The sequence below is a fragment of the Gallaecimonas pentaromativorans genome, assembly GCF_003751625.1.
Taxonomy (GTDB): domain Bacteria; phylum Pseudomonadota; class Gammaproteobacteria; order Enterobacterales; family Gallaecimonadaceae; genus Gallaecimonas; species Gallaecimonas pentaromativorans.
In genome coordinates this window covers 317,196-342,067 of record NZ_RJUL01000005.1, presented here as the reverse complement: position 1 = coordinate 342,067, position 24,872 = coordinate 317,196, and the positions used below count along the sequence as shown (strand labels likewise).

Sequence of the window (24,872 nt, the reverse complement as noted above, 5' to 3'; positions counted from 1 at the left end):
TCAAAGGGTCACGCCGCGTTTCCAGATGGCAATTTCGCGGCTGTGGTTACGTTCGTTACAGGTCAATTCGCCCGAGGCTATGGCCAGCAGACGCTCAAAAAAGGCTTGGCTTAAATCGTCCATGGCGACACCGTCGAGCAGCTCACCGGCGTTGAAATCAATCCAGTTGCCTTTGCGCTGGTAGAGATCGCTATTGGAGCTGATTTTCACGGTCGGCACCGGGAAGCCAAGCGGCGTGCCCCGGCCGGTGGTAAAGAGGATCAAGGTGGCGCCGCTGGCGGCAAGGGCGGTGGAAGACACCGCGTCGTTACCCGGCGCTTGCAATAGCGCCAGGCCGCGGCCGTGCACCGGCTCGCCGTAGGCCAGCACCTCTTGCACCTGGGCCTGGCCGCCTTTTTGGATGGCACCTAAGGACTTTTCTTCCAAGGTGGTAAGGCCGCCGGCCTTGTTGCCCGGGGAGGGGTTTTCGAACACCGGCTGCTTGTGGTCGATAAAGTACTGCTTGAAATCCTGCACCAATTTCACCACCGCCTCGAAGGTGGCGCTGTCTTTGGCGCGGTTCATCAGCACCTGCTCGGCGCCGAACATCTCCGGGGTTTCGGTTAAAAGCACGGTGCCGCCAAGGGCGGTGAAGCGGTCGGTCATGCGCCCCACCAAGGGGTTGGCGGTGATGCCGGAAAAGCCGTCGGAGCCGCCGCATTTCATGCCCAGCACCAGCTCGCTTGCCGGGCACGGCTCGCGTTTATCCAGCGCCAGCAGCGGCAGCATCTGGCCGATGGCTTCCACCCCGGCTTCCACTTCGTCGTGCACTTGCTGGCTGTTGAAAAAGCGCACCCGATCGCTGTCGATATCGCCGGCCGCTTCTAAAAGTTTGTTGAGCTGGTTGTTCTCGCAGCCAAGGCCCACCACCAACACCGCGCCGGCGTTGGGGTGGTTGATAAGGGCGGCGAGGATGGCGCGGGTGTCGTTAAGGTCGTCCCCCAGCTGCGAGCAGCCATAGGGGTGCACAAAGGGCACAAAGGCATCGGCGATACCGGCAAATTCCTGCTCGCAGCGGCTGGCGATGCGCTGGGCAATGGCGTTAACGCAGCCGACGGTGTTGACTATCCACACCTCGTTGCGGGTGCCGACTCGGCCGTTTTTGCGCCGATAGCCCATAAAGGTGCCGCCGCCAAAGGCCTCAATGCTGGGCTCCACCTGCTGGTAGCGGTACTCCCCGGCGCCGCTGAGGTTGGTGGCGAGATTATGGGAATGGACATGCTCGCCCTGATTGATGGCGCTGGTGGCAGAGCCGATGGCAAAGCCGTATTTCACCACGTTCTCCCCTGCCGCCAGGGCGCTAAGCGCCACCTTGTGGCCGGCGGGCAAGTCGGTGGCCAGCACCAGTTCTTGACCGTCAATCAGGTGGCGGCTGCCCTTTTCCAGGGCCTTTGTAGCCACCGCCACGTTGTCCTTGGGGTGCACTTTCACCAAAGCGACTTTCATAGGGCCTCCAGCTCGGTGGCGCTGACAACCTTGCCCGCCACCCTGACATTGTTAAGTTCGAGTTTGCCGACGTTCTCCAGCACCGAGGGCGCGGCCACCTTGTCGATGCGGCAATTGCTGAGGGTGACCCCTTCGATGGGGGCCGAGGCAAAACCGCGCAGGTAAAAGGCGCGCTGCGCCGAGCGCACCACCAGGTTTTCGATGTGGATGTCCCGCACTTGCGGCAAAAAGCGCCCTTGTTGGCCTTCTTCGTAGAAAAAGTTGATGCTGATGGCGTCTTGCACCTGCCCTACCTGCAAATTGCGGATACGGATGCCTTCGATGGTGCCGCCGCGCCGGGCATTGGTCTTGATGCGAAAGGCCCGCTCCAGCTCCGGGCTGTCCATCCGGCAGTTGTCCAAAAAGACGTTGTAGACGCCGCCGGAGATCTCCGAGCCCAGCACCAGGCCGCCATGGCCGTCTTTCATGTCACAGTTGCGCACCACCAGGTTGCGACAAGCCTGGCCGACCCGGCGGCCGTCTTCGTTACGGCCCGATTTAATGGCGATGCAATCGTCGCCGGTATCGAAGGTGCAGCCCTCAATCACCACGTGGTCGCAGCATTCCGGATCGCAGCCGTCGTTGTTGGGGCCATGGCTGCGGCAAGTGACCCCGCGCACCGTCACCGACTGGCAAAGCACCGGGTGCAGCAGCCAAAACGGCGAGTTAACCAGAGTGACCCCTTCAATCAGCACCTTCTGGCACAAATAAGGCTGGATAAAGGCCGGGCGCAGGAAGGAGCCTTTACCGTGCAGGCGGGTGCGCGGGTCGGTGCCGGCCAGCACTTCTTGCTGCAACTGGTCCCTTGCCGCCTTTTGGGTTTGGGCGACTGGGTCCTGGCGCCAATGGCCCTCCGGGTGCGGCCCCTTCCAGGGCCACCAGGTGTTGTCGTCGGCGCCGCCGTCCAGTATCCCTTGGCCGGTCACCGCGATATTGCTCTGGCCATAGGCATAGATGAGCGGCGACAGCCCCATCATCTCCATGCCTTCCCAGCGGGTGAACACCGCTGGCAGGTAATGGTCGGGGTTGGGGGAAAACACCAGCACCGCGCCTTCATCCAGGTGCAGGTTGACGTTGGATTTAAGGTGGATGGCGCCGGTTAAAAAGCGCCCCTGGGGCACCCGTACCCGCCCACCCCCTGCTGCCACGCAGGCGGCAATGGCGGCAGCGATGGCATCGCTGTTAAGCACCTTGCCGCCGGGCACGGCGCCAAAGTCGGTAATGGGAAAGTCGCGCTCGGCAAAGCTGGGCAGCTGGGTATTACGGACAATGTCGTCCGCCAGGGCCCAGTCGTCTGCCGGCGCTCGGGTTTTAGGGTTGCCTGCACAGGCTGGCAGCTGGCTTAGCACCAGCCCCGCTCCCAGGGCCTTGATGAAATCGCGTCTTGGCAGCGTCATGGCGTTACCTCCCCTGCAAATACAACCTGCCACCGGTGGCAAAGGCACTTCAAGAAAAGCCGGTTCATTGTTTGAGCTCCAAGGCCGCCAGGATAAAGGGGCCCACGGCTTTGGGGTCGTTGTCGCGTTTTTGCTCCCCCACGTAGTACTCGAAGCTGCCGCTGCGATAGGGCTCGCCGCCAAGGCCAGCGACGGCGCAGACCTGGGTGATGGTCACCTGGCCGCCGTCGGTGTTGATGAGTTTGTCGGTGAGGCCCTTAAAGCCTTTTTGTGCCACCGCCAGGTATTTTTCGGGCAGGTAGCCTTGGTTAACGCCGCGCGCCAGAGCGTAGACCAGCATGGCGCTGCCGGAGGCCTCCAGGTAGTTGCCGTTGCCGGCGCCCTTGTCGGTGACCTGATACCAAAGCCCGGAGCTGTCTTGAAAGGCGCTGACGTTTTTCGCCAGCTCGTTGAAGGTGGCAATCAAAAAGCCTCGGTCCTTATGGCCTTTAGGGAAGTGGTCCAGCACGTCCACCAGCGCCATGGCGTACCAACCGAGGGCGCGGGACCAAAAATTAGGAGAGGTGCCGGTTTCGGGGTTGGCCCAGCGCTGCTGGCGGCTCTCGTCCCAGCCGTGGTAAAGCAGGCCCGTTTTCGGGTCTTTGTCGTGCCGCTCTATCAGCCGAAACTGCTGGGCGATATCACTAAAACTGTCGCTACCTTCACTGAACCACTGGCCGTACTGGGCGTAAAAAGGTGCGCCCATGTAAAGGCCGTCCAGCCACATCTGAAAGGGGTAGCGTTTTTTATGCCAAAAGCCCCCTTCGCTGGTGCGCGGCTGCCCCGCCAGTTGCTTCCTGAGCAGGTGCATGGCCGCGATGTAGCGCGGGTCATGGCTTTGCTCATAGAGCGGAAAGAGAATTTTACCGGCGTTGATCATGTCGATATTGAAATCGCTCTGCTGGTAGCCGCGAATGTCGCCGGTTTCGTCAATCAGGGTGTCGGCATAGGCCTTGGCGTAGTCAAAATAGCGCTTGTCGCCGCTCTCTTGGTAGAGGCGCAGCATGGCGGTCAGCACCAGGCCCTGGGTGTAGTTCCATTTGGGCTTTTTATAGCCCTCTATGGTCCAGGCCTGTGGATGGCGGGCCATCTCGGCATCGGCCATCCGTTTAGCCCAACTGTCCTTGGCCGATGCCGCGCCCGTCAGCGCCAGCCAGCCTGCCAGCACCAGCGCGCCGGCTTTTAATAATTGCTGCATTCTCTCCCCCTATTGCTCTGTTCCAAGCCGCTGACTGGTGGAGTCGCGGATGATGAGACTGGGCTGCACTATGTAGTTCACCCTTGTGGTTTTTTCGTCTTTGTTTTCAATGGCGCTGATGATTTTCTGGGCGGCGAGGCCCGCCATGTCGGTAACCGGCCGGCGAATGGTGGTGAGCGCCGGGATGATGCGAGACGCCAGGATGTTGTCGTCAAAGCCGCACACCGACAGCTCCTCTGGCACCTTGATGCCAAGCTCATGGGCCACTTTCAGCACCGCGGCCGCCATTTCATCGGTGTTGGCAAAAATGGCGGTGGGCCTGCCCTCGCCGGCCAGCAAGGTGCGGGCGCATTCAAGGCCGCTTTGATAGTTGTTCTTGCCATGTTTGATGCGCCCCTCGGGTATGGGCAGCCCTAAGTCTTTTAGGGCGCCGCAAAAACCCTCAAAACGCTCGGTGGAGGAGTGGTAGTGCATGGGCCCGGTGATAAAGCCGATGTCTCGGTGGCCAAGGCCCACCAGGTGCGCCGCCATTTGCCGAACGCCGGTGCGGTCGTCCGAGACCACGATATTGGTGTGGTCGTCCAAATCCAGGGACGCCATACGCACATAGGGGGTGCCTTCGTCACGAAGGGCGGCCGCCAGCACTTTGCTCTCTGACACCGGCGGCAGCACGATAACGCCGTCCAGTTTGGAGCGGCCCACAAAGGCCAGGCAGTCTTCCACCAGGGTGGGGCTGTCGTATTTACAAGGGTGCACCACCAACTCGTAGCCCTGGCGCGAGCACACATCCAACAGGCCCCGTTGCACCTGGTCGATATAAAGGGCGTCGGGGTTGTCGTAGATGATGCCGATAAAATAGGAGCGGCTTGAGGCCAGGCCCCTGGCCTGTTTGTCGGGCTGGTAGTTGAGATCGGCAATGATCTTCTGGATCAGCTTGCGGGTCTCTTCGCCGACGCTGGCCGAGTCGTTCAGCACCCGTGAAACCGTGCGTTTGGACACATTGGCGGCCCGGGCCACATCGTTGATGGTGGGTTTTTTCATTAACATAATCATCTGCTCATCATCAGCGGGCTGCAGGCCTGCATGCCGTAGGTTAGCGGCAGCGCGCTTTTCTCGCGCGGCTCAGGCTGGCGATGATACACCGCTTTATAAATGGCGCTGGCGGTGTCTTTGAGCTCCCCAACCAGTTGGGTGATGCGCTCGCCTTTGAAATCCCCGGCAGGGCCGGTGCAGCCCAAAGCTGCTACCACAGTGCCATCGGTGTCACGAATGGGCACCGCCAGGCAGCTCACCTCGTCGTGGTATTCGCGGTCGTCCAGGGCATAGCCCAGGGCAATCACCCTTTTGAGCTCCTTGCGAAGGGCCTCGGGCTCGGTGATGGTGCGGCAGGTCAGCGCCGCCAGGTAGCGCCCGGCAAAGAGCCTTTCTAACTGGTCAAAATGCTTGAACGCCAGGAACACCTTGCCGGTGGCCGAGGCGTGCAGCAGGGTGCTGACGCCGGGGCGGCAGGCAATTTTGGGGTGCTGGGCGCTGTTGCACACCTCGATAATCAGGCTCGACTCACTGTTGGGTACCGCCAGATGCGTACCCAGACCGGTGCGCTGGGCCAGTTGCTGTACCGGCCCGGCCGCCTGCTGGCGAAGTTTGTCCGATTGCAGGGCCTGAAAACCGAGATTGAGCATGCCGGGGCCGCTGACAAACTGCTTGCCGCGTTTTTCCACCAGCGCCTCGGCGCACAGGGTTTTAAGCAGCCGAAACACCGTGGTGCGGGGCAGGCCAAGCTCGGCCTCCAGATGGGTGGCGGACAAGCCGTCACTGTTGGCGGCCAGCAGCTGCAGCAGCTGGCAGGCCTTGGCAACACTGGGAATTTGATACTTATCCATGTCTCCCTCCTAGAGTCCCATCCATCGCGGCAAGGCTTCGCTGATGGCCGGCACATAGGTAACCAGCATCAGCACCGCAAACATGGCGATGTACAGTGGTAACAGGGGTTTGAGCAGCCGTTCTATGGTGGTGTTGGCTACGGCGCAGCCCACAAACAGCACGCTGCCCACCGGCGGCGAGCACAGGCCAATAGAGAGGTTGAGCACAATCATGATGCCAAAGTGCAGCGGCGACATGCCCAGCGACTCGGCCACCGGCAAGAAGATGGGGGTAAAAATGAGCACCGCCGGGGTCATGTCCAAAAAGGCCCCCACCACAATCAACACCAGGTTGATGATGAGCAAAATAACGATGGGGTTGTCGCTCAGGGTCACCAGCGCCTGGCTGATGGCCTGGGGAATTTGCTCAAAAGACAGCAGCCAGGACATGGCGCTGGAGCAGGCGATAAGGAACATGACGATGGCGGTGGTTTCCACCGCTTTGAGCAAAATGCCCGGCAGTTGGCTGGGTTTGACCTCTTTATAAAACACCATGGACAGCACCAGGGCGTAAATCACCGCCACGGCGCCGGCCTCGGTGGCGGTAAAGATGCCGCCGATAATGCCGCCAATCACCACCACAATCAGCAGCAGGCTGGGTAGCGCTGCCCCCACTTTGGGCAATACCTGCGACCATTGCAGCCTATCCCCCACCGGGTAGCCCTTGACCTTGGCATAAATGGCGCACACCAGCATCAGCGCCAGCCCCAGCAAAATCCCCGGCAGGTAACCGGCCACAAAGAGCGCGGCGATGGACACCCCGCCGCTGGCGATGGCGTAGATGATAAGGATGTTGCTGGGGGGAATGAGCATGCCGGTGGTGGCCGCGGCAGCAGTGACTGCCGCGCTGAAATCACGGCTGTAACCCTTGCTCTCCATCTGCGGCACCATAAAGCTGCCGATGGCCGAGGTGGCCGCTACCGCCGAGCCGGAAATGGCCCCAAACAACATGCAAGACACCACGTTCACCAGCGCTAGGCCGCCGGGCAAGGCGCCAATGAGCGCCATGGCGCACTCAATCAGCCGCCGGGCAATGCCGCCCCGGCCCATGATGAGCCCCGAGAGAATGAAAAACGGAATGGCCAGCAGCGCAAAGCTGTCGATGCCCCCCACCATACGCTGGGACACCGTACTGACCGCCGTTTCAAAGTCCACATTGATAAGCAAGGTGGCCACGGTAGCGATGCCGATACAAAAGGAAATGGGTACGTTAATGAGCAGCAGCACAAAAAACAGCGCCAGCAAGACCACAACAGATAACGCCATCAGCCGGCCCTCCTGGTCAGCAAGTGCTCACAGGCATAAAACATCATCAGCAGCCCCGACAGCGGTACCACCGAATACACCCAGCCCATCTCAATACCCATGGCCGCCGACACTTGTTTAAGCTCAAGGGTCAGCGACATCAGGTGATAACCGCCGGCCACCATCACCGCGCCGGCAAACAGCAGCACGCAAAGGTGCACCAGAGCATCAGCACGCCGCCCCTGCACCGGGCCGAGGCGGTCGGTTAACAGGCTCAGGCCCAAATGCGCCTTCATCCGGTAGCTGTAAGCGGCTCCCAGCATGCCCACCCAAATCAGCAGGAAACGGGCCATCTCTTCGGTGTTGGAGCTGGGGCTTTGCAGCACGTAGCGCGACAGCACCTGCCAGCTCACCACCAGCACGATGGCGGCCATGGCGGCAATGAGCACCCATTTGAGGGCCAGGTCCAACATTTGCGTCAGTAATTTCATGGCGCCGCCCTCACATGGTTTTGATGCGCTCAAGGAGGCGGCCAACCGCCGTGCCCTTGAAGCTGTCGTGGATGGGTTTAACGGCGGCGATAAAGGGCGCCTTGTCCGGGCGAATCACCTCTACCCCTTTGGCTTCCACCGCCTTGATGGCGTCGTCGGAGGCTTTTTGCCAGAGGTTTTTCTCAAAGACGATGGAGTCGTCTACCGCCTGGCGCAGCCACTTTTGCTGCTGGGGGTTGAGGCTGTCCCAGACCTTTTGGCTGGCCAAAATCACGTCCGGCACGAAGCTGTGCTCGTCCAGGCTGTAATAAGGCGCCACCTCGTAGTGGTGGGAGAGGTAGTAGCTGGGCGGGTTGTTCTCGGCGCCGTCCACCACCCCTTGTTGCAAGGCGGCGTAAAGCTCACCCCAGGCGATGGGGGTAGCGGCGCCGCCCATGGTGTTGATCATCTTCACGGCGGTGGGGCTGTTGAGTACCCGGATCTTCTTGCCCTTGATGTCGGCCGGGCTCTGGATAAAACCCTTGGACGAATAAAAGCTGCGGCTGCCAGCATCGTAGTAGCCCAGGCCAATCAGGTGTGCGGGCCGGGTCTGGGCCAGCAGGTTCTGGCCGATATCGCTGTCCAGCACCCGCCAGAATTGGTCGCGGTCCTTAAAGACATAAGGAATGGAAAAGAGCTGCATCTGCGGTACAAAACCCTCAAGGGTACTGGCCGAGACCTTGGTCATGGCCAGGCTGCCGATTTGCAAGAGCTCCACCAGCTCGCGCTCGGTGCCCAGTTGGCCGTTGGGGTAGATCATCAGGCGCATCTGGCCGCCAGAATACAGCTCCAGGCGCTGCGCCATGTACTCCATGGACTGGTGCACCACGTGCTTGCTGTCCAGGGTGTGTGCCATTCGTAGCACCGTGACCTTGGATTCCTGATGACACCCCCCCAGGAGCATCAGGCCCAATGCCACCGGTAGCAATTTACCGATAAGGGCTCGCATAAATTTCCCCATTGTTGCAGTCCCTGCTGCCGGACTGCCGTTGCTGCTGATAGTGCTGTTGTTATAAGCCGGCGCCGTTAACGCAGGACATCGGCCGGGAACTTGTCCATGTCGTCGTAATTGAGGTTTTCACCGGCCATGCCCCAGATAAAGCTGTAACTCTGGGTACCGGCGCCACAGTGAATGGACCAGGGCGGCGAAATAACCGCTTGCTCGTTTTTCACCCAGATATGGCGGGTTTCGGTGGGCTCGCCCATGAAGTGGCACACCCCCTGCCCTTGTGGCAGGCCGAAGTAGAAGTACACCTCGTTGCGCCTGTCGTGCTGGTGGGCCGGCATGGTGTTCCAGACGCTGCCGCTAACCAGTTCGGTCAGCCCCATCTGCAACTGGCAGGTCTCTACCACGCCATTGATAAGGAGCTGATTGATATAGCGCTCGTTGGCGGTTTCGCTGCTGCCAAGATGCAGCACCTTGGCGTCACTCTTGCCGACTTTCTTATTGGGATAACGGGCATGGGCCGGGGCGGCATTAAGGTAAAAACGCGCCGGGTTCTGGCTATCGATGCTTTCAAAGCGCACCGCTTCGTTGCCGGTGCCAAGGTAAAGCGCCTCTTTAAAATCCAGCTCAAAAGCGCTGCCATCGGCGACCACCCGACCGGGGCCACCCACATTGATGATGCCAAGCTCGCGCCGGTAGAGGAAAAAAGGCGCTTTTAGCGGGTCGATGGCCTCCAGGGCCAGCGGCGTTTTGCCGGGCACGGCGCCCCCTACCATAAAGCGCTCGTAATGGCTGTAAACCCAGTTCACCTCGCCTTCGACCATCAACTGCTCGGCCAAAAAGGCGCTGCGCAGCTGCTCGGTGTCCATGGCCTTGACCTCATTTTTGCCAAGGGCGTAGCGCACCTCGTAATGGGTTGTCATCGGTTACCTCCTGTTATCGGGCCAGCCAGCCGCCGTCGACCGCCAGCACCTGGCCGTTGATGTAGTCACTGGCGCTTGACGCCAGGAACACCACGGCCCCTTTTAAATCTTCCGGCTCGCCCCAGCGGCCAGCGGGAATACGGTTTTCAATTTCCTGGCTGCGCGCCGCGTCGTCTTGCAGGGCCTGGGTGTTGTCGGTGCGAAAATAGCCCGGCGCTATGGCGTTGACCTGCACCCCAAAGCGCCCCCATTCGTTAGCCAGGGCCTTGGTGATCCCGGCGATGGCGTGTTTGGAGGCGGTGTAGGCCGGCACCCTGATACCGCCGCTGTATGAGAGCATGGAGGCGATATTGATGATTTTGCCGCTGCCTTTGGCCACCATCTCCCGCCCCAGCAATTGGCTGAGCAAAAAGGCCGACTCCAAGTTCACCTGCATCACCTTTTGAAATTCGGCCAAGGGGTGATCCAGGGCGTCTTCCCGATAAATGCAGCCGCCGTTGTTGACCAGCACGTCAACCCTGCCACCGGCCAGGGCCTTGTCAGCCAAGGCCCGCACCGCGTCGCTGTCACCCAGGTCAGCCGCCAAGGCCACAGCCTTGCCACCGAGGGCACGAATTTTGGCAACCGTGTCATCGCAGCCACCTTCTCGTGAGCTGGCACAGATCACCTCGGCGCCATTTTCGGCCAACCCCAGTGCCATGGCTTGCCCCAAACCACGGCTGGCGCCGGTTACCAAAGCGCGTTTTCCTGTCAGGCTGAACATGATGCGTCTCCTACCGCTGCCAATCTTTCTTTAAAAATCAAATAACTAAATGCAAAACCCAAGGTAAAGGGGCTGTAGCCGGGGAATTTCAGATTTGAATCTTTTTTCATTTTTGGCTGCTTTCCCTTAAGGTAAGGCTTTGACCTTTACGTAACAGTAATTACACATATAGCTAAGCTTTGTCATGCGAAGGCCAGAATGTCAACCAAATGATGCCACCGGTGGCAAAGCACAAAGCAGCCTGGTTCACATATAAAGCGTTTACAGCAAACCAGGCCTGCAAGGGCAGTACTCATCACTTAGGGGGAGAACAAGAATGCAGCCCAAGTTCAAACTGAATCGTATTGCGTCCAGCCTGGTAGTGGCCGGTCTTTATTTTGGGGGAGCGAGCCTTGCTATGGCCGCCGAAGAGCCTGCCAAAGAGGGTACCCAGCAGACAGCAGATGATATGGAAGTCATTGAAGTTACAGGGTATAGGGCTAGCTTAAACCGCTCCATGCTGGATAAGCGTGCCGCCGTGGGCTCCAAAGAAAGCATCATGGCTGAAGATATCGGCAAGTTTCCTGACTTGAACGTTGCCGAAGCCCTGCAGCGTATTCCCGGCATTACCATCACCCGTGAAGCAGGCGAAGGCCGCCAAGTCTCCTTGCGAGGCCTTGGCCCCAGTTTTACCCGGGTGACCATCAACGGCATGGACTCTGCCGCTGCCACCGGTGGCTCCGACGCCTCGGGCAGTGTTAACACCAGCCGCGCCTTCGACTTCAACATTTTCGCCTCAGAGCTCTTTAAGCAGGTGGACGTGTACAAAACTCCGGAAGCATCTCGCGATGTGGGCCTGGCTGGCGCCATTAACATGCGCACTGCCCGCCCCTTTGACTTTGACGGTTTTAAAACCGCCCTGTCGCTCAAGGGCGCTTACTCTGAGCTGCCGGATAAAACCGACCCTCGGGCCTCGTTTTTGATCTCTGACACCTTTGCCGACGACACCTTGGGCGCCCTGCTGTCGGTGGCTTACTCCAAGCGTTCCATTCGCGAAGAAGGCCACACCACGGTGCGCTGGCAAAAAAACAATTTTTCGGCGGTAGGCGCCAATGCCAATGGTGAGCTGAACGGCTCTTTTTACCCACGTTTCCCTCGGGCAACCGGGGTGCTGAACGAGCAAAAGCGTTTAGGCGTAACGGCTTCCTTTCAATATCGCCCCAGCGACAAGGTAGAAATGACCCTGGACGTGCTCCATGCCGAGCTCAACAACGACCGGGACGAGTACCAATATTCGGCGCCGCTCTCCAAGAACACCTCCCAAATAACGCCGGTGGCGGCGGTGCTGAACGGCGACGAGATTGTGGCCGGTAAATTCGAGCATGTGTCCACGGTGTCGGAGTATCGCCGTGACCGCATGGAAACCGACTTTGACCAGTACACCTTCAATACCGATTGGCAGATCACCGACGACTTCAAAGCCAACATTTTGCTGGGCTATGGCGATTCAACCTACAAGAACCCGCTGCAAAACACCGTGGGTATCGCCAACAACGACAGCACCTTCTCCTACAGCTATGCCAGCAACATCGATGTCAACAACATCACCAACGGCACGGCGGTCAGGAACATGGACATGCCCAACATGGTGTGGGGCTTTGATACCACCGATCCGAACAATTACGTAGTGGACTTGATGCGGGTGCGCTCCACCAAGACCGACAACTCCAACAAGGTGGCGGAGTTCAACTTCACCTACCTGGGTAAAGACGACGCCAAGCTGCATTTTGGCGCCGGCTATCGCAAATACGAGATGGAGTTTCGGGACTATCGCAACAGTGGCGAGAACAACTTCGACGGCGACCCGGTCACCGGCGATATGGCCCACCTGTTGCCCCTTGGCGATTACGGCGACGGCCTGGACCCAACCTATTTCCCCAACGCCAGCAACTGGCTAACCCCCAACTACGGCGCCTTTATGGCCGCCTACATGGGCCAACCGGGCACCGAACAGGAACTCTCTGGCCAGCGCTCGTTTGGGGTCAGTGAAACCATCTACAACGCCTATGCCCAGTTCGATAACGTATCGAGCCTCTTTGGCAAGACCCTGCGTTATAACTTCGGGGTTCGGGTCGAGCGCACCAAGACCACCTCCGACACCTATGTAGGTGGTGACGTGGATGCCTTCGTCAACTTTGAAAACTTCTACACCGACGTATTGCCCTCGGCCAACTTCGCCCTGGATTTGACCGACCAGCTGGTAGGCCGCTTCTCCATGGCCAAGGCCATTACCCGCCCCAGCCTTGGCAGCCTGGCAGGCGCCGTTAACCCCAGCTCGGTCAACCAGAAAATCAGCTCCGGCAACCCCAAGCTTGAGCCATTCCGTGCCAACCAGATTGATTTGGGCCTGGAGTGGTATGGGGAAGATGAGAGCATGGTGGGTGCCAGTGTCTTTTATAAAGACATCGAGCAGTGGATCAGCTCCGAAAACTCAAGCCGCCTGCTGACCCCAAGCGAAGTCACCGAGTACAACCTGGACACCAGCTACTTCAACCCGGCCACCGACCAGTTTGCCTTTACCAACCCGGTGAACTCTCCCGGCTTTGATATCCTCGGTTACGAGTTCATCTACCAGCAGCCCTTTAGCTTCCTGCCGGGCTTCTTGAAGAACTTCGGGGTGGTGACCAACTTCACCTACGTGGATGCCAAGACCGACTACGAAAAAGAAGACGGTGTCTTTGACTCGGCCCCCATCACCGGGCTGTCGAAAATCAGCTACAACGCCACCCTCTACTACGAAACCGATGTTTACGGTGCCCGCCTGTCCTACAACTACCGGGACAAGTACCTCAACAACCTGGGTACCACCAGCAACAACGGCAACGATTCCAACGGCTTTAAAGACGTGGGTTACCTCGACTTCTCGGCCTTCTACAACATCAACGACAACCTCTCCATCAGCCTTGAAGCCATCAACCTCACCGATGAGTACAGCTTCTTCTGGGTTGACCGGGACGCCCAGCGCCCCTACGAGGTGCTGCACACCGGCCGGCAATACTTCCTGGGCCTAAGGGCCAGTTTCTAAGCCTCATGGGGGAGCTTGCTCCCCCCTTTTTTATCAATGGAGTAGATGTATGGACTGCAAAGCCTTCACCCTCGCCGTGCTGGCCCTGGCCACAGCCCCGGCCATGGCCGCCGCGCCGCTACTGACCCTGACCATTCACAACCCCAACCCCGCCGCCCTGTCTCAGGTGCTGGAAGTGCCCCTGGCCGGCCACAACCTACCGGCCATGCTCAAAAGCGATAGCGGCGAGGTGGACACCGAGGACAAAAACGGCGACGGCAAAGCCGACACCCTGCTGCTGTGGGTAACGGTGCCGGCCAATGGCCAGCAACAGGTGAATATCAGCCAGGGCAATGCCAAACCTATGGCCCGTACCCATGCCGAGCTGTCGGTGCGCCAGGGCGGTAAATGGCAGGGCCAAAAGTACGTGGCCGACGGTTTTACTTTTAAAGAGGCCGACCAATACCAGACCCCGCCACAACTGACCGACCACTCCTTTTACCTGCGCTACGAGGGGCCGGGCTGGGAGAGCGACAAAATCGGTTACCGGCTTTATCTCGATTGGCGCAACGCCTCGGATGTGTTCGGCAAACGCACCAGCGACATGGTGCTAAAAGACGTGGGCCAGGACGGCTATGAGAGCTATCACCACCTGAGCGACTGGGGCATGGACGTGCTCAAGGTGGGTAAATCCTTAGGCATTGGCTCCCTTGGCCGCCTCACCGGCCAAGGCATCGCTCATTTTAAAGACGTTAAAGACACCCGCTACCAGTTGGAAAAAGACGGCGGCCTGCGCTCAGCCTTCAAGGTGCATTACCGGGGCTGGAAGGTGAATGACGAAACCCTGGATGTGGACAGCCGCTACCAGATTGATGCCGGCAGCTACGCCAGCAAGGTGACTGTCAGCACCCGCCCTGCCACCCAAAACCTGGTCACAGGCCTGGTTAAGCTCCCCGCTACCGAGCTGTTAAAAGGCAGCAGCGGCGACTGGCACTACATGGCCACCTGGGGCAAGCAAAGCCTATCAGGCAAGGACGACAACCTGGGCCTGGCACTTTTTTATAAAGCCAGCGAAGTGGCCAAGGTCAGTGAAGGCGACCACGACCATATGCTGCAATTTACCGCCTCCGAGCAGCCGCTACATTATTACCTGATGAGCTACTGGCCCGACCCAGCCAAGGCCAGCAGCGGCGACGAAGCCCACTTCAAGGCGCTTTTGACCGAACAGCTGACCCGCCTGGCCAGCCCGTTGAAAGTCAGCCAGGTAGACTGGCACTGACCATAAAAAAGCCCCCTTTCGGGGGCTTTTTTAGCCTGCCAACTTGTCGGCAAACGCCTCGGCGTATTTGCGGGTCTTTTTGTAAACCCCGTGGGCGGCAATGTCTTCCAATAGCGGTTGGTAGCTCTTGTTGCCGGATTTACCGAGGATACGGCAGATCCAGGCGTAGAAATTATCCTGCTTTTGGAAGCGAAAACGGCTGATACGGGCTTCAGTATCGAGAATATGGCTCAGCTGGGCCAGCAAATACGGATTGGTGCCGTAGTTGCGGGCAATGTCCTTAATGGCATACATGCGCTGGTCGTCGTCACCGGTGCGCAGCATGTTCGACAGCTGGTTGCCACGCCAATCAAGAGACGGGTCCATGGTGGACACGTCATGAATTTGCTTGGCTAGGCGGCTGTGATAATCCATCTGTAGCAAATAACGCTTGGCGTACTTTTGCAGCGCTTCAGTCGCGCCCTTGTCTGCCACCAGTTGCACCGTCGGGCGGTACTTTTCAAGGCCAGAGAGCGCCAGCGCCTTGGCGGCCCAGGTGGCTTCTTCTATAGCCGCCGGGTCGCTGCTTTGGTAGTTGTCCAGCACTTGCTTTTGCACCAGGCCATACAGGGCGTCGCTGTAGAGCCAAACCTTCAACAAGGATTTGTCGGTATCGATGCGCTGATCGCGGTCAGTACTTTTAATACCGGCAATATAAGGCGCGTTGATTTCGGCCGGGATGTAATCGGCAGAGGTAAGCCCCACCGGCTTGATGTCGGCCGCTTTAGCTTGTTCACTGCGGGCCTGGCGCTTGGCAAGAATGGCAGCCTTATCCAACCCTTTGGTTTTAAAAGCAAAGGCGTTAGCGTCGTACTGACGATCGGCTTGGATGTATTCAATGACATTGTTAACGGTCGCGCTCAGATAACGGTATTCGAGCTTGGAGTCGTCGGTAAACATGCCATTAAGAGGAACGCCGGAAATAAAGTTATTAAGGTTTTGCGGGTCGAATACCGGGCTGATGTCCTGCTCCAGCATTTCGTCGCCCAGATAATGCTTGGTGAAAAACTGCATGGTGGGATTGACCATTTTGTCCACCGGGAACGGGGTTTTATCCCCCACAAAACGCTGGTGGTAGTCAATAAAGATATCTAAATCCACGACATTAAGGTCGTCCTGGCTGGCCAATAACCCCTCATCTTGAAGGCGCGTATCAAGATACTGCCTGGCCAGCGCCTTGCCCTGCTCTTCGGGCAGCATGCGCTTACCGAGGCGGTCAAATGACTTGGAGATGTCGATATCAAAATGGCGAATGCGGTATTTGACGGTGATGTGACTCTTGGGATAGTGCGGCTTGCCGTCAATAGCCTTGCTGGCACACCCTGACAGCAGGGCCGCTGCCAGTACTGAAACAGAAAATATCCTTAACATGATTCCTTGTCTTCTTTACTGCTTAACTGCCCGGCCAGGCTGGCGGGCCCAAAGTCGCGTCCTTGTCATTTAGCGACTTAACATTCCAAAATCATTAAAATGCCTTGCCGGTTTTTACACTCACCAGCCGGGGCCAGGCCAGCCTTGGTTGCCATTAAACCGGGAAGTTTCGGGCGCTTGCCTAAATAGTCGGCAAACAGTTCCACTCTGGCGGTTAAACCGTTGACGCTATGCTCTGGTATCGGCATAATTCGCGCCGTTCACTCGTTGGCTATGTAGCTCAGTTGGTTAGAGCACATCACTCATAATGATGGGGTCGCAGGTTCGAATCCCGCCATAGCCACCATGAACAATGCGGAAGTGGCGAAATTGGTAGACGCACCAGATTTAGGTTCTGGCGCCGCGAGGCGTGAGAGTTCAAGTCTCTCCTTCCGCACCATTTTGCTGGAGTATCGCCAAGCGGTAAGGCAGCGGGTTTTGATCCCGCCATTCCCAGGTTCGAATCCTGGTACTCCAGCCATTTTATTGATACTGGCCTTTCTAGTGCGGGTATCACGGCAGCAGTTGACGAAGCCTTCAGGGTTTTGAATAATTGCCAGCCCAAAGAATAAGCGTGGCTATGTAGCTCAGTTGGTTAGAGCACATCACTCATAATGATGGGGTCGCAGGTTCGAATCCCGCCATAGCCACCATGATTTTGCTGGAGTATCGCCAAGCGGTAAGGCAGCGGGTTTTGATCCCGCCATTCCCAGGTTCGAATCCTGGTACTCCAGCCATTCATTTTGATGCCTGCCGAGGTGGGTGTCGGATAAAAAGAAAAAACGGTTTTGCTGGAGTATCGCCAAGCGGTAAGGCAGCGGGTTTTGATCCCGCCATTCCCAGGTTCGAATCCTGGTACTCCAGCCATTACATCCAGGCCCGCCTTGTGCGGGCCTTTTCTTTTTCTGTCTCCGCCAGCATCTTAAGGGCTATTTCCCCTTTCAAGGACAGCCCCATGCACAAGCTCTTTTCCTACGGCACCCTGCAACTGCCTCAGGTACAACAGGAAACCTTTGGCCGGTTGCTGCAAGGCGATAAAGACAGTCTGCCAGGTTATGTGCTGGCCAGCATCACCATCCGCGACCCGGAAGTGATCCGCAAAAGCGGTACCGCCATCCACCCCATTCTCCAATACACCGGCAAGGCCAGTGACCAGGTACCCGGCACCGTATTTTTGCTCACCGACCGCGAGCTGGCCCAGTCTGACGCTTACGAGGTGGAAGAATACCGGCGTGTTGAAGCCGTTATGGCGTCAGGGCAAACAGCCTGGATCTATGCCGATGCCAGTGAGTATCAAGCGGGCTAAGGAAGGGAAAGCGACGCTTTGCTTCCGTGATGTCCCAAGTTGAAAGCCATCCCTGGCGGCTCATGCCACTTCGCACTTCCTGTGTTAGTCGGTTCGTCCTGAACCTCCCCCTTCGGGCCATCGCAGGTTACCTGCGATGTTCAAGGACGCTCCCGGCGTCCTTGTCGCGCACAATGGCAGCAAAGCAGCGCTTTGCTTTCTAGCTGAGCCCCGCGGCGTAGCGCAGGATCTGTTTTTTGAGGGGGGGGAGGAAATCAAGGCCCATTACCGCCAGGCCACGCAATTTGCCAAGCAGCGGCTTGTCGTTGGAAAAGCCCTTGTAGCAGGCGTCCATCATGGTTTGCATCAAGAGATTATGGGGTTTACGGGCACGCTCGTACGCCTTTAGCTGGCTGTCACTCCACCAGGGCTCGCCCTGGGTGAAGGCGGCGCCGATAAGGCGGCCGAGTACTTCCACATCGCGAAAGCCGAGGTTCACCCCCTGCCCTGCCAGCGGGTTAATGGTGTGGGCGGCGTCCCCCACCAGCCAGACGCCATTCTGGCCATAACGCTGGGCATGGCGGCGGGTAAGAGCAAAGTTGCCGGCGCTCAGCACCTCGATTTCCCCAAGCTGCGCCGGGTATACCTTTTTGGCCTCTTCGGCCAATTGCGCCGGGCTTAAGGCCGCCAGCCTTTTTATCTCGCCAGGGCTGTCGTACCAGGCCAGCACCGCCTGGTTGTCGACCATCGGCAGCCAGGCCTTGGGGCCAGTAGGGGTAAATTGCTGCCAGGTGGTATCGCTCATCTGGCCCTGGGTTTTTACCGCCACCAGCAGGCAGCGCTGGCGATAGTCCCAGCCGGTCAGGCCAATACCGGCCTGGTCGCGCAGCCAGGAGTTGGCGCCGTCGGCGGCAATGGCGAGCCGTGCATGAATGGCATCACCATTATCCAAGGTCAGGCTGACCCCATCACTGTGGTGAGTAAAGGTACTGGCACGGGCCAGTTTTACCGTTACGGCGGCGGGCAATGCATCCCAAATCGCCTGTTGCAGGCGGGTATTTTCGATAAAGACCCCTAACTGCTCGCAGCCGATTTCATCGCTGCTAAAAAGGCATTGCTGGGCGCCTTCATATACCGCCAGATGCTGGTAGGGCTGGCAATGGGCGGCAGGCAAGGCAACGCCGAGGCTTTCAAGGTAACGCACCGCCCCTTCGCTGATGGCGCTGACCCTTGGGTCAAGCTGGGCCGGCAGCCGCGGCGCTTGCTGCTCAATAAGTACCACTTGCATGCCTTGGCGGCCAAGGGCGAGAGCCAGGGCCGCACCCACCATGCCGCCGCCATTGATAACCAGATCCACGTTCATCACTGCTCCTTCTTAGGCTGGCGCCATTGTACCCAAAGCGCCCCGGCGGGACTGACAAAAACCCTTACATTTGCGCAAGGAATAAAAGACAACCTTCTTTTGTCTAATGCACTGCCACCCGGCAAACGTGGAGATGCATCATGAAACGTACCTTTGTTCTCGCCGGGGCTGCCGTGGTTATGTTGTCCACCCCGGCCCTGGCGGCAATGGACCCCCAAATCGAAAATGCCCTGATAGCAGTGTGCAAGGCATCCATTAGCAACAAGCCCTTCGTGCTCAGCGGCACCCTCAAGGAACATCGCCTGAGCTACCCGGTTGTCGCCGACAAACTGGTCTGCAACGGCCAAAGCGTTTACAACTTTGCCATGGATAGAGGCGCCGACCGCACCGCAGCCCAGATCTTCAGCCGTGGCCGCATGGGCGTGGTAACCATCGAAGACCTCAGCAAAACCGCCAGCAATACAGACTGGTCGGTGTCCTTCTAAGTACCAGCATGCCACCTCCGCTGTGGGGGTGGCCTGTTCTGGATCAGCAAAGTCTGTTGCCCACTTGCCAAGATGGTCGCCAACAAGCGGCCCGGCATTGTGGTAGCGGCCAGGCGCATAGGGTAGAATACGCGGTCATTTTCCATCCCGATTAGAAGTTGCAGGTAGCGAGTCATATGGGCAAGAAGTTGCACATTAAAACCTGGGGTTGCCAGATGAACGAGTACGATTCCGCCAAAATGGCAGATCTGCTGGGCAGCACCCACGACCTAAGCGTCACCGAAGTACCCGAAGAGGCCGACGTGCTGCTGCTCAATACCTGCTCCATCCGCGAGAAGGCCCAGGAGAAGGTATTCCACCAGTTGGGTCGCTGGAAGGAACTGAAAAAGTCCAACCCCGACCTCATCATCGGCGTCGGTGGCTGCGTGGCGTCCCAGGAAGGGGAATTTCTGCGCGAGCGAGCGCCCTATGTGGACATCGTGTTCGGGCCCCAGACCCTGCACCGCCTGCCGGAGATGATCAACCAGGTGCGCGGCAGCAAGTCGGCCGTTGTTGATATTTCCTTCCCCGAGATTGAGAAGTTCGACCGCCTGCCCGAGCCCAAGGCCGAAGGCCCTACCGCCTTTGTGTCCATCATGGAAGGCTGCTCCAAATACTGCTCGTTCTGCGTGGTGCCCTACACCCGCGGCGAGGAAGTGAGCCGCCCGGTGGACGACGTGCTTTATGAAATCGCCCAGCTCGCCGAACAGGGCGTGCGGGAAGTGAATCTCCTTGGCCAGAACGTCAACGCCTTTCGCGGCGCCACCCACGACGGCGGCATCGGCAGCTTTGCCGAGCTATTGCGCCTGGTGGCGGCCATTGACGGTATTGACCGCATTCGCTACACCACCAGCCACCCGGTGGAATTTACCGACGACATCATCGAGGTGTACCGCGACACCCCGGAAGTGGTGAGCTTCTTGCACCTGCCGGTACAAAGCGGCTCGGACCGGGTGCTGAACCTGATGAAGCGCAACCACACCGCCATCGAGTACAAGTCGAAGATGCGCCGCTTACGCGAAGCGCGCCCGGATATCTGCCTGAGTTCTGACTTTATCGTCGGCTTCCCCAACGAGTCTGACGAGGATTTCGAGCAGACCATGAAGCTGATTGCGGATGTGGGCTTTGACCAGAGCTTTAGCTTTATCTACTCGGCCCGCCCCGGCACCCCGGCCGCCGATATCCCCGACGATGTCACCGAAGACACCAAAAAGCAGCGCCTTTACGTGCTGCAAGAACGCATCAACCAGCAGGCCATGAACATCAGCCGCCAGATGTTCGGCACAGTGCAGCGCATCCTGGTTGAAGGCCCGTCCAAGAAGAACCTGATGGAACTTCGCGGCCGTACCGAGAACATGCGGGTTGTAAACTTCGAAGGCGACCCCAATCTTATTGGCAGCTTCGTGGACGTGGAGATAACCGACGTGTATCCCCACTCCCTGCGGGGCCGCATTGTCCGCACCGAGCCCGACATGGGGCTGCGCGTGGCGGTAAACCCGGCCGATATCGTGGCGCAATATGACGCCCGTAACGGCAAGGCCGACGCCCTGGGCGTCGCCACTTTTGACCCTACAGCGTAAGAGGAACCATTGGCTAACCCTTTACTGACTGTCAGCGTACATCTCGAGCCCGCCCATATGGACCGCCTGGCGTCCCTGTGCGGGCCCTTCGATGACAACCTCAAGCAGATTGAGCGCCGCCTGGGCGTTGAGATCAACTACCGCGACAACCACTTCCAGATTTTAGGCCGCGCCATTACCGCCAAGGCGGTGGCTGACCTCCTTCGGGATCTGTACGTGGAAACGGCGCCGGTTAAAGGCAAAATCCAAGACCTGGACCCGCAAGTGGTGCACCTGGCCATCCAGGAGCTGCAGGTGCTGGAAGCCGAAGGCAGCCTCGATGAAAACCGTGAGATTTTCGTCAAGACCAAGCGCGGCGTCATCAAGCCCCGTACCCCCAATCAGGGCCAGTACATCCAGAATATCCTGAACCACGACATCAGCTTCGGCATTGGTCCGGCCGGTACCGGCAAGACCTACCTGGCGGTGGCCTGCGCCGTGGACGCCCTGGAGCGCCAGGAGATTCGCCGCATCCTCTTGACCCGCCCGGCGGTGGAAGCAGGCGAAAAGCTGGGCTTTTTGCCGGGGGATTTGAGCCAGAAGGTCGACCCTTACCTTCGCCCCCTCTACGACGCTCTCTTTGAGATGCTGGGTTTTGAGAAGGTAGAGCGGCTGATTGAGCGCAACGTCATCGAAGTGGCGCCCCTTGCCTACATGCGCGGGCGCACCTTGAACGACGCCTTTATCATCCTCGATGAAAGCCAGAACACCACCGTCGAGCAGATGAAGATGTTCCTGACCCGCATTGGCTTTAATTCCAAGGCGGTGATCACCGGCGACATCACCCAGGTGGACTTGCCCCGCAATGCCCGCTCTGGGCTTCGCCACGCTATCGAGGTGCTGCAAGAGGTGGAAGACTTGTCCTTTAACTTCTTCCAGTCCGCCGATGTAGTGCGCCACCCTGTGGTGTCAAAAATCATCAACGCCTACGATGCCTTTGAGCAGCAGCAAGAGCGCCTCAAGGCCGAGCGCAAGCGCGACCGTGAGCAGCAGGAAACCCGCCCATGAGCCTGGATTTGGATCTGCAAATCGCCTCTGACGCCAAAGCCATTCCCAGCCTCGAGCAATTCGAGCTGTGGGTGGCCGAGGCCCTCAAAGACAGCGGCCGGGACGAGACCGAACTGACGGTGCGTATCGTCGATGAAGAAGAAGGCCTAGAGCTCAACAGCACCTACCGGGGCAAGGACTACGCCACCAACGTGTTGTCCTTTCCCTTTGAGGTGCCAGAGGGCATCGAGCTGCCACTTTTGGGGGACCTGGTTATCTGCGCTGGCGTGGTGGCCCGTGAGGCCGCCGAGCAGCAAAAAGACGCCACCGCCCACTGGGCACATCTTGTCATACATGGCACCTTGCATTTGCTGGGGTATGACCATATAAAGGACGAGGATGCGGAGCTGATGGAAGGCAAAGAAATTGTGCTTCTTCAGGGCCTTGGCTACCCGGACCCTTACGGCGACCGCGACATTTAAATTTTGGTTTAAAGGACTATGAGCGACGACAACCCGCACTCGAGTCAGGGCTCTTCCAAGAGCTGGCTTGAACGTATCAGCCATTTCTTTTCTGATGAGCCCAAGAACCGTGACGACCTGATGGTGGTCATTGAAAGTGCCACCGAACGCGAGCTTATCGACGTCCAGACCAAAGACATGCTGCAAGGCGTGCTGGACGTTTCCGAACTGCGGGTCAGGGATATCATGATCCCCCGCAGCCAAATCGTGGCCATCGACAAGAGCCAAGGGGTGCAGGATTTTCTGCCCACCATCATCGAGTCGGCCCACTCCCGCTTTCCCATCATCAACGAAGACAAAGACCACATCGAAGGCATTTTGCTGGCCAAGGATCTGTTGAAATACGCCTTTGGCCAGGCAGAAGCGTTCGATTTGGACAAGGTCAAGCGCGAAGCCGTGATTGTGCCCGAGTCCAAACGTGTGGATGTGCTGCTCAAAGAATTCCGCTCCGGGCGCTTTCACATGGCCATTGTGGTTGACGAATTCGGCGGCGTGTCGGGCCTGGTGACCATCGAGGATATCCTCGAGGAGATCGTCGGCGACATCGAAGACGAATACGACGCCGAGGACGACGAAGGCGAAGAAATTCGCAAGCTCACCAACCGCACCTTCGCGGTGGCGGCGCTCACCTCCATCGAAGATTTCAACGACCATTTCGCCAGCCACTTCTCCGACGAGGATGTGGACACCATCGGCGGCCTGGTGATGCATGCCTTTGGCCACCTGCCGGCCCGGGGCGAGTCGGTGGTGCTGGGCGGCCTGCAATTTAAGGTCACCCGCGCCGACAAACGCCGGCTGATCCAGCTCCAGGTCACACTGCCAGAAGAGCAGGGATGAAAAAAATCGGTATAGGCCAGGCGCTTTGGGTCTGGGTTTTGGGGGCGATCAGCCATATGGCGTTCGCCCCCTATCACATGGCCTTTGTGCTGCTGATCACCCTGCCCCTGTGGCTCTGGCAATTGCAGGACAAAAGCCCGCGCCAGGGTGCCTGGCTCGGTTTTTACTTCGGCTTCGGCTTTTTTGTCACCGGGGTGGCCTGGGTCCATGTGGCCATCGCCACTTATGGCGGCATGCCGCTTGTTGTCAGCATGGCCATCATGGCGGTACTGGCCCTCTACCTCGCCCTCTACCCGGCCCTGGTGGGGTATCTTTTGAACCGGTTTTTCCCGGTGCTGACCTGGCCCCGCTACTTGGTGGCGCTGCCCATTTTTTGGATGGTCAGTGAATGGCTGCGCGGCTGGGTACTGACCGGCTTTCCCTGGCTTAACCTTGGAGTCAGCCAGCTCGACACCCCCTTTGGCAATTACCTGCCCATTGGCTCGGAAGCCCTGGCCGGTTTCATGTTGGTGCTGTGCGCCGGGGCGCTGGCCTATGGCCGCTATAAAAAGCCCTGGGCCCTGGCCGCCTTGGGGCTTATCGGCTTTTCCGCGCTGCTGCCCAAAGACTGGGTCCATGAACGGGGCCAGGAAATGAGCGTGGCCCTGGTGCAGGGCAACATTCCCCAGAGCCTGAAATGGGACCCCTCCGCCCTGGCCCCCACCCTGTACAAGTACCTGGATCTGTCCCGGCCCCATATGGATGCCGACCTAGTGCTGTGGCCAGAAGGGGCCATCCCCGACGTGGAAGAAGCCGAGCAGGACTTTCTCGACCAGCTCAATAGCATTGCCGCCTTTCGCAACAACAACCTGGTGACCGGCATCATCGATTACCGCTACCACACCCAGCGCTACTACAACACCGCCATCGTGCTGGACGGCCACTACCACTACGGCGATGCCAACCGTTACGTCAAACACCACTTGCTGCCCATCGGCGAGTTTGTGCCTTTTGGCGATCTGCTGCGGCCCCTGGCGCCCTTTTTCAACCTGCCGATGTCAGACTTCTCAGAAGGCCCCTACATCCAGCCCAACCTCAAACTGGGCAGCTTCCGCGGCGCCATGGCCATCTGCTACGAAGTGGCCTTTAGCGAGCAAGTGCGGGCCAACGTGGACAAAGACACCGATATCCTGATGACCATCTCCAACGATGCCTGGTTTGGCGACTCCATCGGCCCCTTGCAACACCTGCAAATTGCCCAGACCCGGGCCCGGGAGCTGGGCCGGCCCATGGTGCGGGCCACCAACGACGGGGTCACCGCCACTATCGATGCCGAGGGCCATATCCGCCGCGAGCTGCCGCGCTTTGTGGCCGCCACCCTCACCGACCAGCTGCCGCTGGTCACAGGGCAAACCCCCTATGCCCGCTTTGGCCTGTTGTGGTGCTGGTTGCTGGTGCCGCTGGGCGCCATTGCCTGGCGCTTTCGCCTCCATTAAAAA

The 24,872-nt window shown here is 58.8% G+C and carries 21 protein-coding genes and 6 tRNA genes; 15 read left to right on the top strand and 12 right to left on the bottom strand.

Annotation, left to right across the window (positions count from 1 at the left end; genetic code table 11):
• From EDC28_RS11465 to kduD, 10 genes are all read right to left on the bottom strand, one after another.
• Nucleotides 1-1,485 (bottom strand): UxaA family hydrolase, encoded by a 1,485-nt coding sequence (locus tag EDC28_RS11465; protein WP_123421682.1) that lies wholly within the window; start codon nt 1,483-1,485, stop codon nt 1-3.
• Nucleotides 1,482-2,921 carry a glycoside hydrolase family 28 protein gene (locus tag EDC28_RS11460; protein ID WP_123421681.1) on the bottom strand — a complete coding sequence of 480 codons (1,440 nt, stop codon included), beginning with the start codon at nt 2,919-2,921 and terminating at the stop codon, nt 1,482-1,484. Before EDC28_RS11460 ends, EDC28_RS11465 begins: the two co-directional genes overlap by 4 nt.
• Nucleotides 2,922-2,985: 64 nt before the next feature.
• Entirely contained in the window at nt 2,986-4,158 is a 1,173-nt protein-coding gene (locus EDC28_RS11455) for a glycoside hydrolase family 88/105 protein (RefSeq protein ID WP_123421680.1), read from the bottom strand.
• A 9-nt stretch (nt 4,159-4,167) separates the two neighbouring features.
• Nucleotides 4,168-5,205, bottom strand: a complete 1,038-nt coding sequence (locus EDC28_RS11450; protein WP_123421679.1) for a LacI family DNA-binding transcriptional regulator — start codon at nt 5,203-5,205, stop codon at nt 4,168-4,170.
• 2 nt (nt 5,206-5,207) lie between these two features.
• Nucleotides 5,208-6,041, bottom strand: a complete 834-nt coding sequence (locus tag EDC28_RS11445) for an IclR family transcriptional regulator (protein ID WP_123421678.1) — start codon at nt 6,039-6,041, stop codon at nt 5,208-5,210.
• Between the two features lie 9 nt (nt 6,042-6,050).
• Nucleotides 6,051-7,346 (bottom strand): TRAP transporter large permease, encoded by a 1,296-nt coding sequence (locus EDC28_RS11440; RefSeq protein ID WP_123421677.1) that lies wholly within the window; start codon nt 7,344-7,346, stop codon nt 6,051-6,053.
• Entirely contained in the window at nt 7,346-7,816 is a 471-nt protein-coding gene (locus tag EDC28_RS11435; RefSeq protein WP_050660475.1) for a TRAP transporter small permease, read from the bottom strand. Before EDC28_RS11435 ends, EDC28_RS11440 begins: the two co-directional genes overlap by 1 nt.
• 10 nt (nt 7,817-7,826) lie before the next feature.
• On the bottom strand, nt 7,827-8,804 hold the full coding sequence (locus EDC28_RS11430) for a TRAP transporter substrate-binding protein (RefSeq protein WP_211355738.1): 978 nt from the start codon (nt 8,802-8,804) through the stop codon (nt 7,827-7,829).
• A gap of 77 nt (nt 8,805-8,881) precedes the next feature.
• Nucleotides 8,882-9,724, bottom strand: a complete 843-nt coding sequence (gene kduI, locus EDC28_RS11425) for a 5-dehydro-4-deoxy-D-glucuronate isomerase (RefSeq protein ID WP_123421676.1) — start codon at nt 9,722-9,724, stop codon at nt 8,882-8,884.
• Between the two features lie 13 nt (nt 9,725-9,737).
• Nucleotides 9,738-10,487, bottom strand: a complete 750-nt coding sequence (gene kduD, locus EDC28_RS11420) for a 2-dehydro-3-deoxy-D-gluconate 5-dehydrogenase KduD (protein WP_123421675.1) — start codon at nt 10,485-10,487, stop codon at nt 9,738-9,740.
• A gap of 316 nt (nt 10,488-10,803) precedes the next feature.
• Between kduD and EDC28_RS11415 the strand changes: the two genes are divergently transcribed.
• Entirely contained in the window at nt 10,804-13,551 is a 2,748-nt protein-coding gene (locus EDC28_RS11415; RefSeq protein ID WP_050660471.1) for a TonB-dependent receptor, read from the top strand.
• A 49-nt stretch (nt 13,552-13,600) separates the two neighbouring features.
• Entirely contained in the window at nt 13,601-14,809 is a 1,209-nt protein-coding gene (locus EDC28_RS11410; RefSeq protein ID WP_123421674.1) for a DUF4861 family protein, read from the top strand.
• Nucleotides 14,810-14,839: 30 nt separating this feature from the next.
• Here the strand turns inward: EDC28_RS11410 and EDC28_RS11405 are convergent, their stop codons facing one another.
• Nucleotides 14,840-16,219, bottom strand: coding sequence for a hypothetical protein (locus EDC28_RS11405; RefSeq protein WP_123421673.1), 1,380 nt, complete (start codon nt 16,217-16,219; stop codon nt 14,840-14,842).
• Between the two features lie 269 nt (nt 16,220-16,488).
• Here EDC28_RS11405 and EDC28_RS11400 point away from each other — a divergent pair.
• The 7 genes from EDC28_RS11400 (at nt 16,489) to EDC28_RS11370 (ending at nt 17,564) form a co-directional block, all read left to right on the top strand.
• Nucleotides 16,489-16,565: transfer RNA gene (locus EDC28_RS11400), tRNA-Met, on the top strand.
• 8 nt (nt 16,566-16,573) lie between these two features.
• Nucleotides 16,574-16,658 (top strand) — tRNA-Leu (locus tag EDC28_RS11395).
• Nucleotides 16,659-16,664: 6 nt separating this feature from the next.
• Nucleotides 16,665-16,739 (top strand) — tRNA-Gln (locus EDC28_RS11390).
• 95 nt (nt 16,740-16,834) lie between these two features.
• A tRNA-Met gene (locus EDC28_RS11385) sits at nt 16,835-16,911 on the top strand.
• Nucleotides 16,912-16,920: 9 nt separating this feature from the next.
• Nucleotides 16,921-16,995 (top strand) — tRNA-Gln (locus EDC28_RS11380).
• 55 nt (nt 16,996-17,050) lie between these two features.
• Nucleotides 17,051-17,125 (top strand) — tRNA-Gln (locus tag EDC28_RS11375).
• 88 nt (nt 17,126-17,213) lie between these two features.
• Entirely contained in the window at nt 17,214-17,564 is a 351-nt protein-coding gene (locus EDC28_RS11370; RefSeq protein WP_123421672.1) for a gamma-glutamylcyclotransferase family protein, read from the top strand.
• Nucleotides 17,565-17,763: 199 nt separating this feature from the next.
• Here the strand turns inward: EDC28_RS11370 and EDC28_RS11365 are convergent, their stop codons facing one another.
• Entirely contained in the window at nt 17,764-18,906 is a 1,143-nt protein-coding gene (locus EDC28_RS11365) for an FAD-dependent monooxygenase (RefSeq protein WP_123421671.1), read from the bottom strand.
• 140 nt (nt 18,907-19,046) lie between these two features.
• Between EDC28_RS11365 and EDC28_RS11360 the strand changes: the two genes are divergently transcribed.
• The 6 genes from EDC28_RS11360 to lnt all read left to right on the top strand — a co-directional run bounded on the left by EDC28_RS11360 (nt 19,047) and on the right by lnt (nt 24,869).
• Entirely contained in the window at nt 19,047-19,391 is a 345-nt protein-coding gene (locus EDC28_RS11360; protein WP_050660467.1) for a DUF3718 domain-containing protein, read from the top strand.
• 176 nt (nt 19,392-19,567) lie between these two features.
• Entirely contained in the window at nt 19,568-21,010 is a 1,443-nt protein-coding gene (gene miaB / locus EDC28_RS11350) for a tRNA (N6-isopentenyl adenosine(37)-C2)-methylthiotransferase MiaB (protein ID WP_050660465.1), read from the top strand.
• A 57-nt stretch (nt 21,011-21,067) separates the two neighbouring features.
• Nucleotides 21,068-22,057, top strand: a complete 990-nt coding sequence (locus EDC28_RS11345; protein ID WP_123421670.1) for a PhoH family protein — start codon at nt 21,068-21,070, stop codon at nt 22,055-22,057.
• On the top strand, nt 22,054-22,518 hold the full coding sequence (gene ybeY / locus EDC28_RS11340) for an rRNA maturation RNase YbeY (RefSeq protein ID WP_123421669.1): 465 nt from the start codon (nt 22,054-22,056) through the stop codon (nt 22,516-22,518). Before EDC28_RS11345 ends, ybeY begins: the two co-directional genes overlap by 4 nt.
• An 18-nt stretch (nt 22,519-22,536) precedes the next feature.
• Entirely contained in the window at nt 22,537-23,394 is an 858-nt protein-coding gene (corC, locus tag EDC28_RS11335) for a CNNM family magnesium/cobalt transport protein CorC (protein WP_123421668.1), read from the top strand.
• Nucleotides 23,391-24,869 (top strand): apolipoprotein N-acyltransferase, encoded by a 1,479-nt coding sequence (lnt, locus tag EDC28_RS11330; protein ID WP_123421667.1) that lies wholly within the window; start codon nt 23,391-23,393, stop codon nt 24,867-24,869. Before corC ends, lnt begins: the two co-directional genes overlap by 4 nt.
• Nucleotides 24,870-24,872 lie beyond the last annotated feature (3 nt).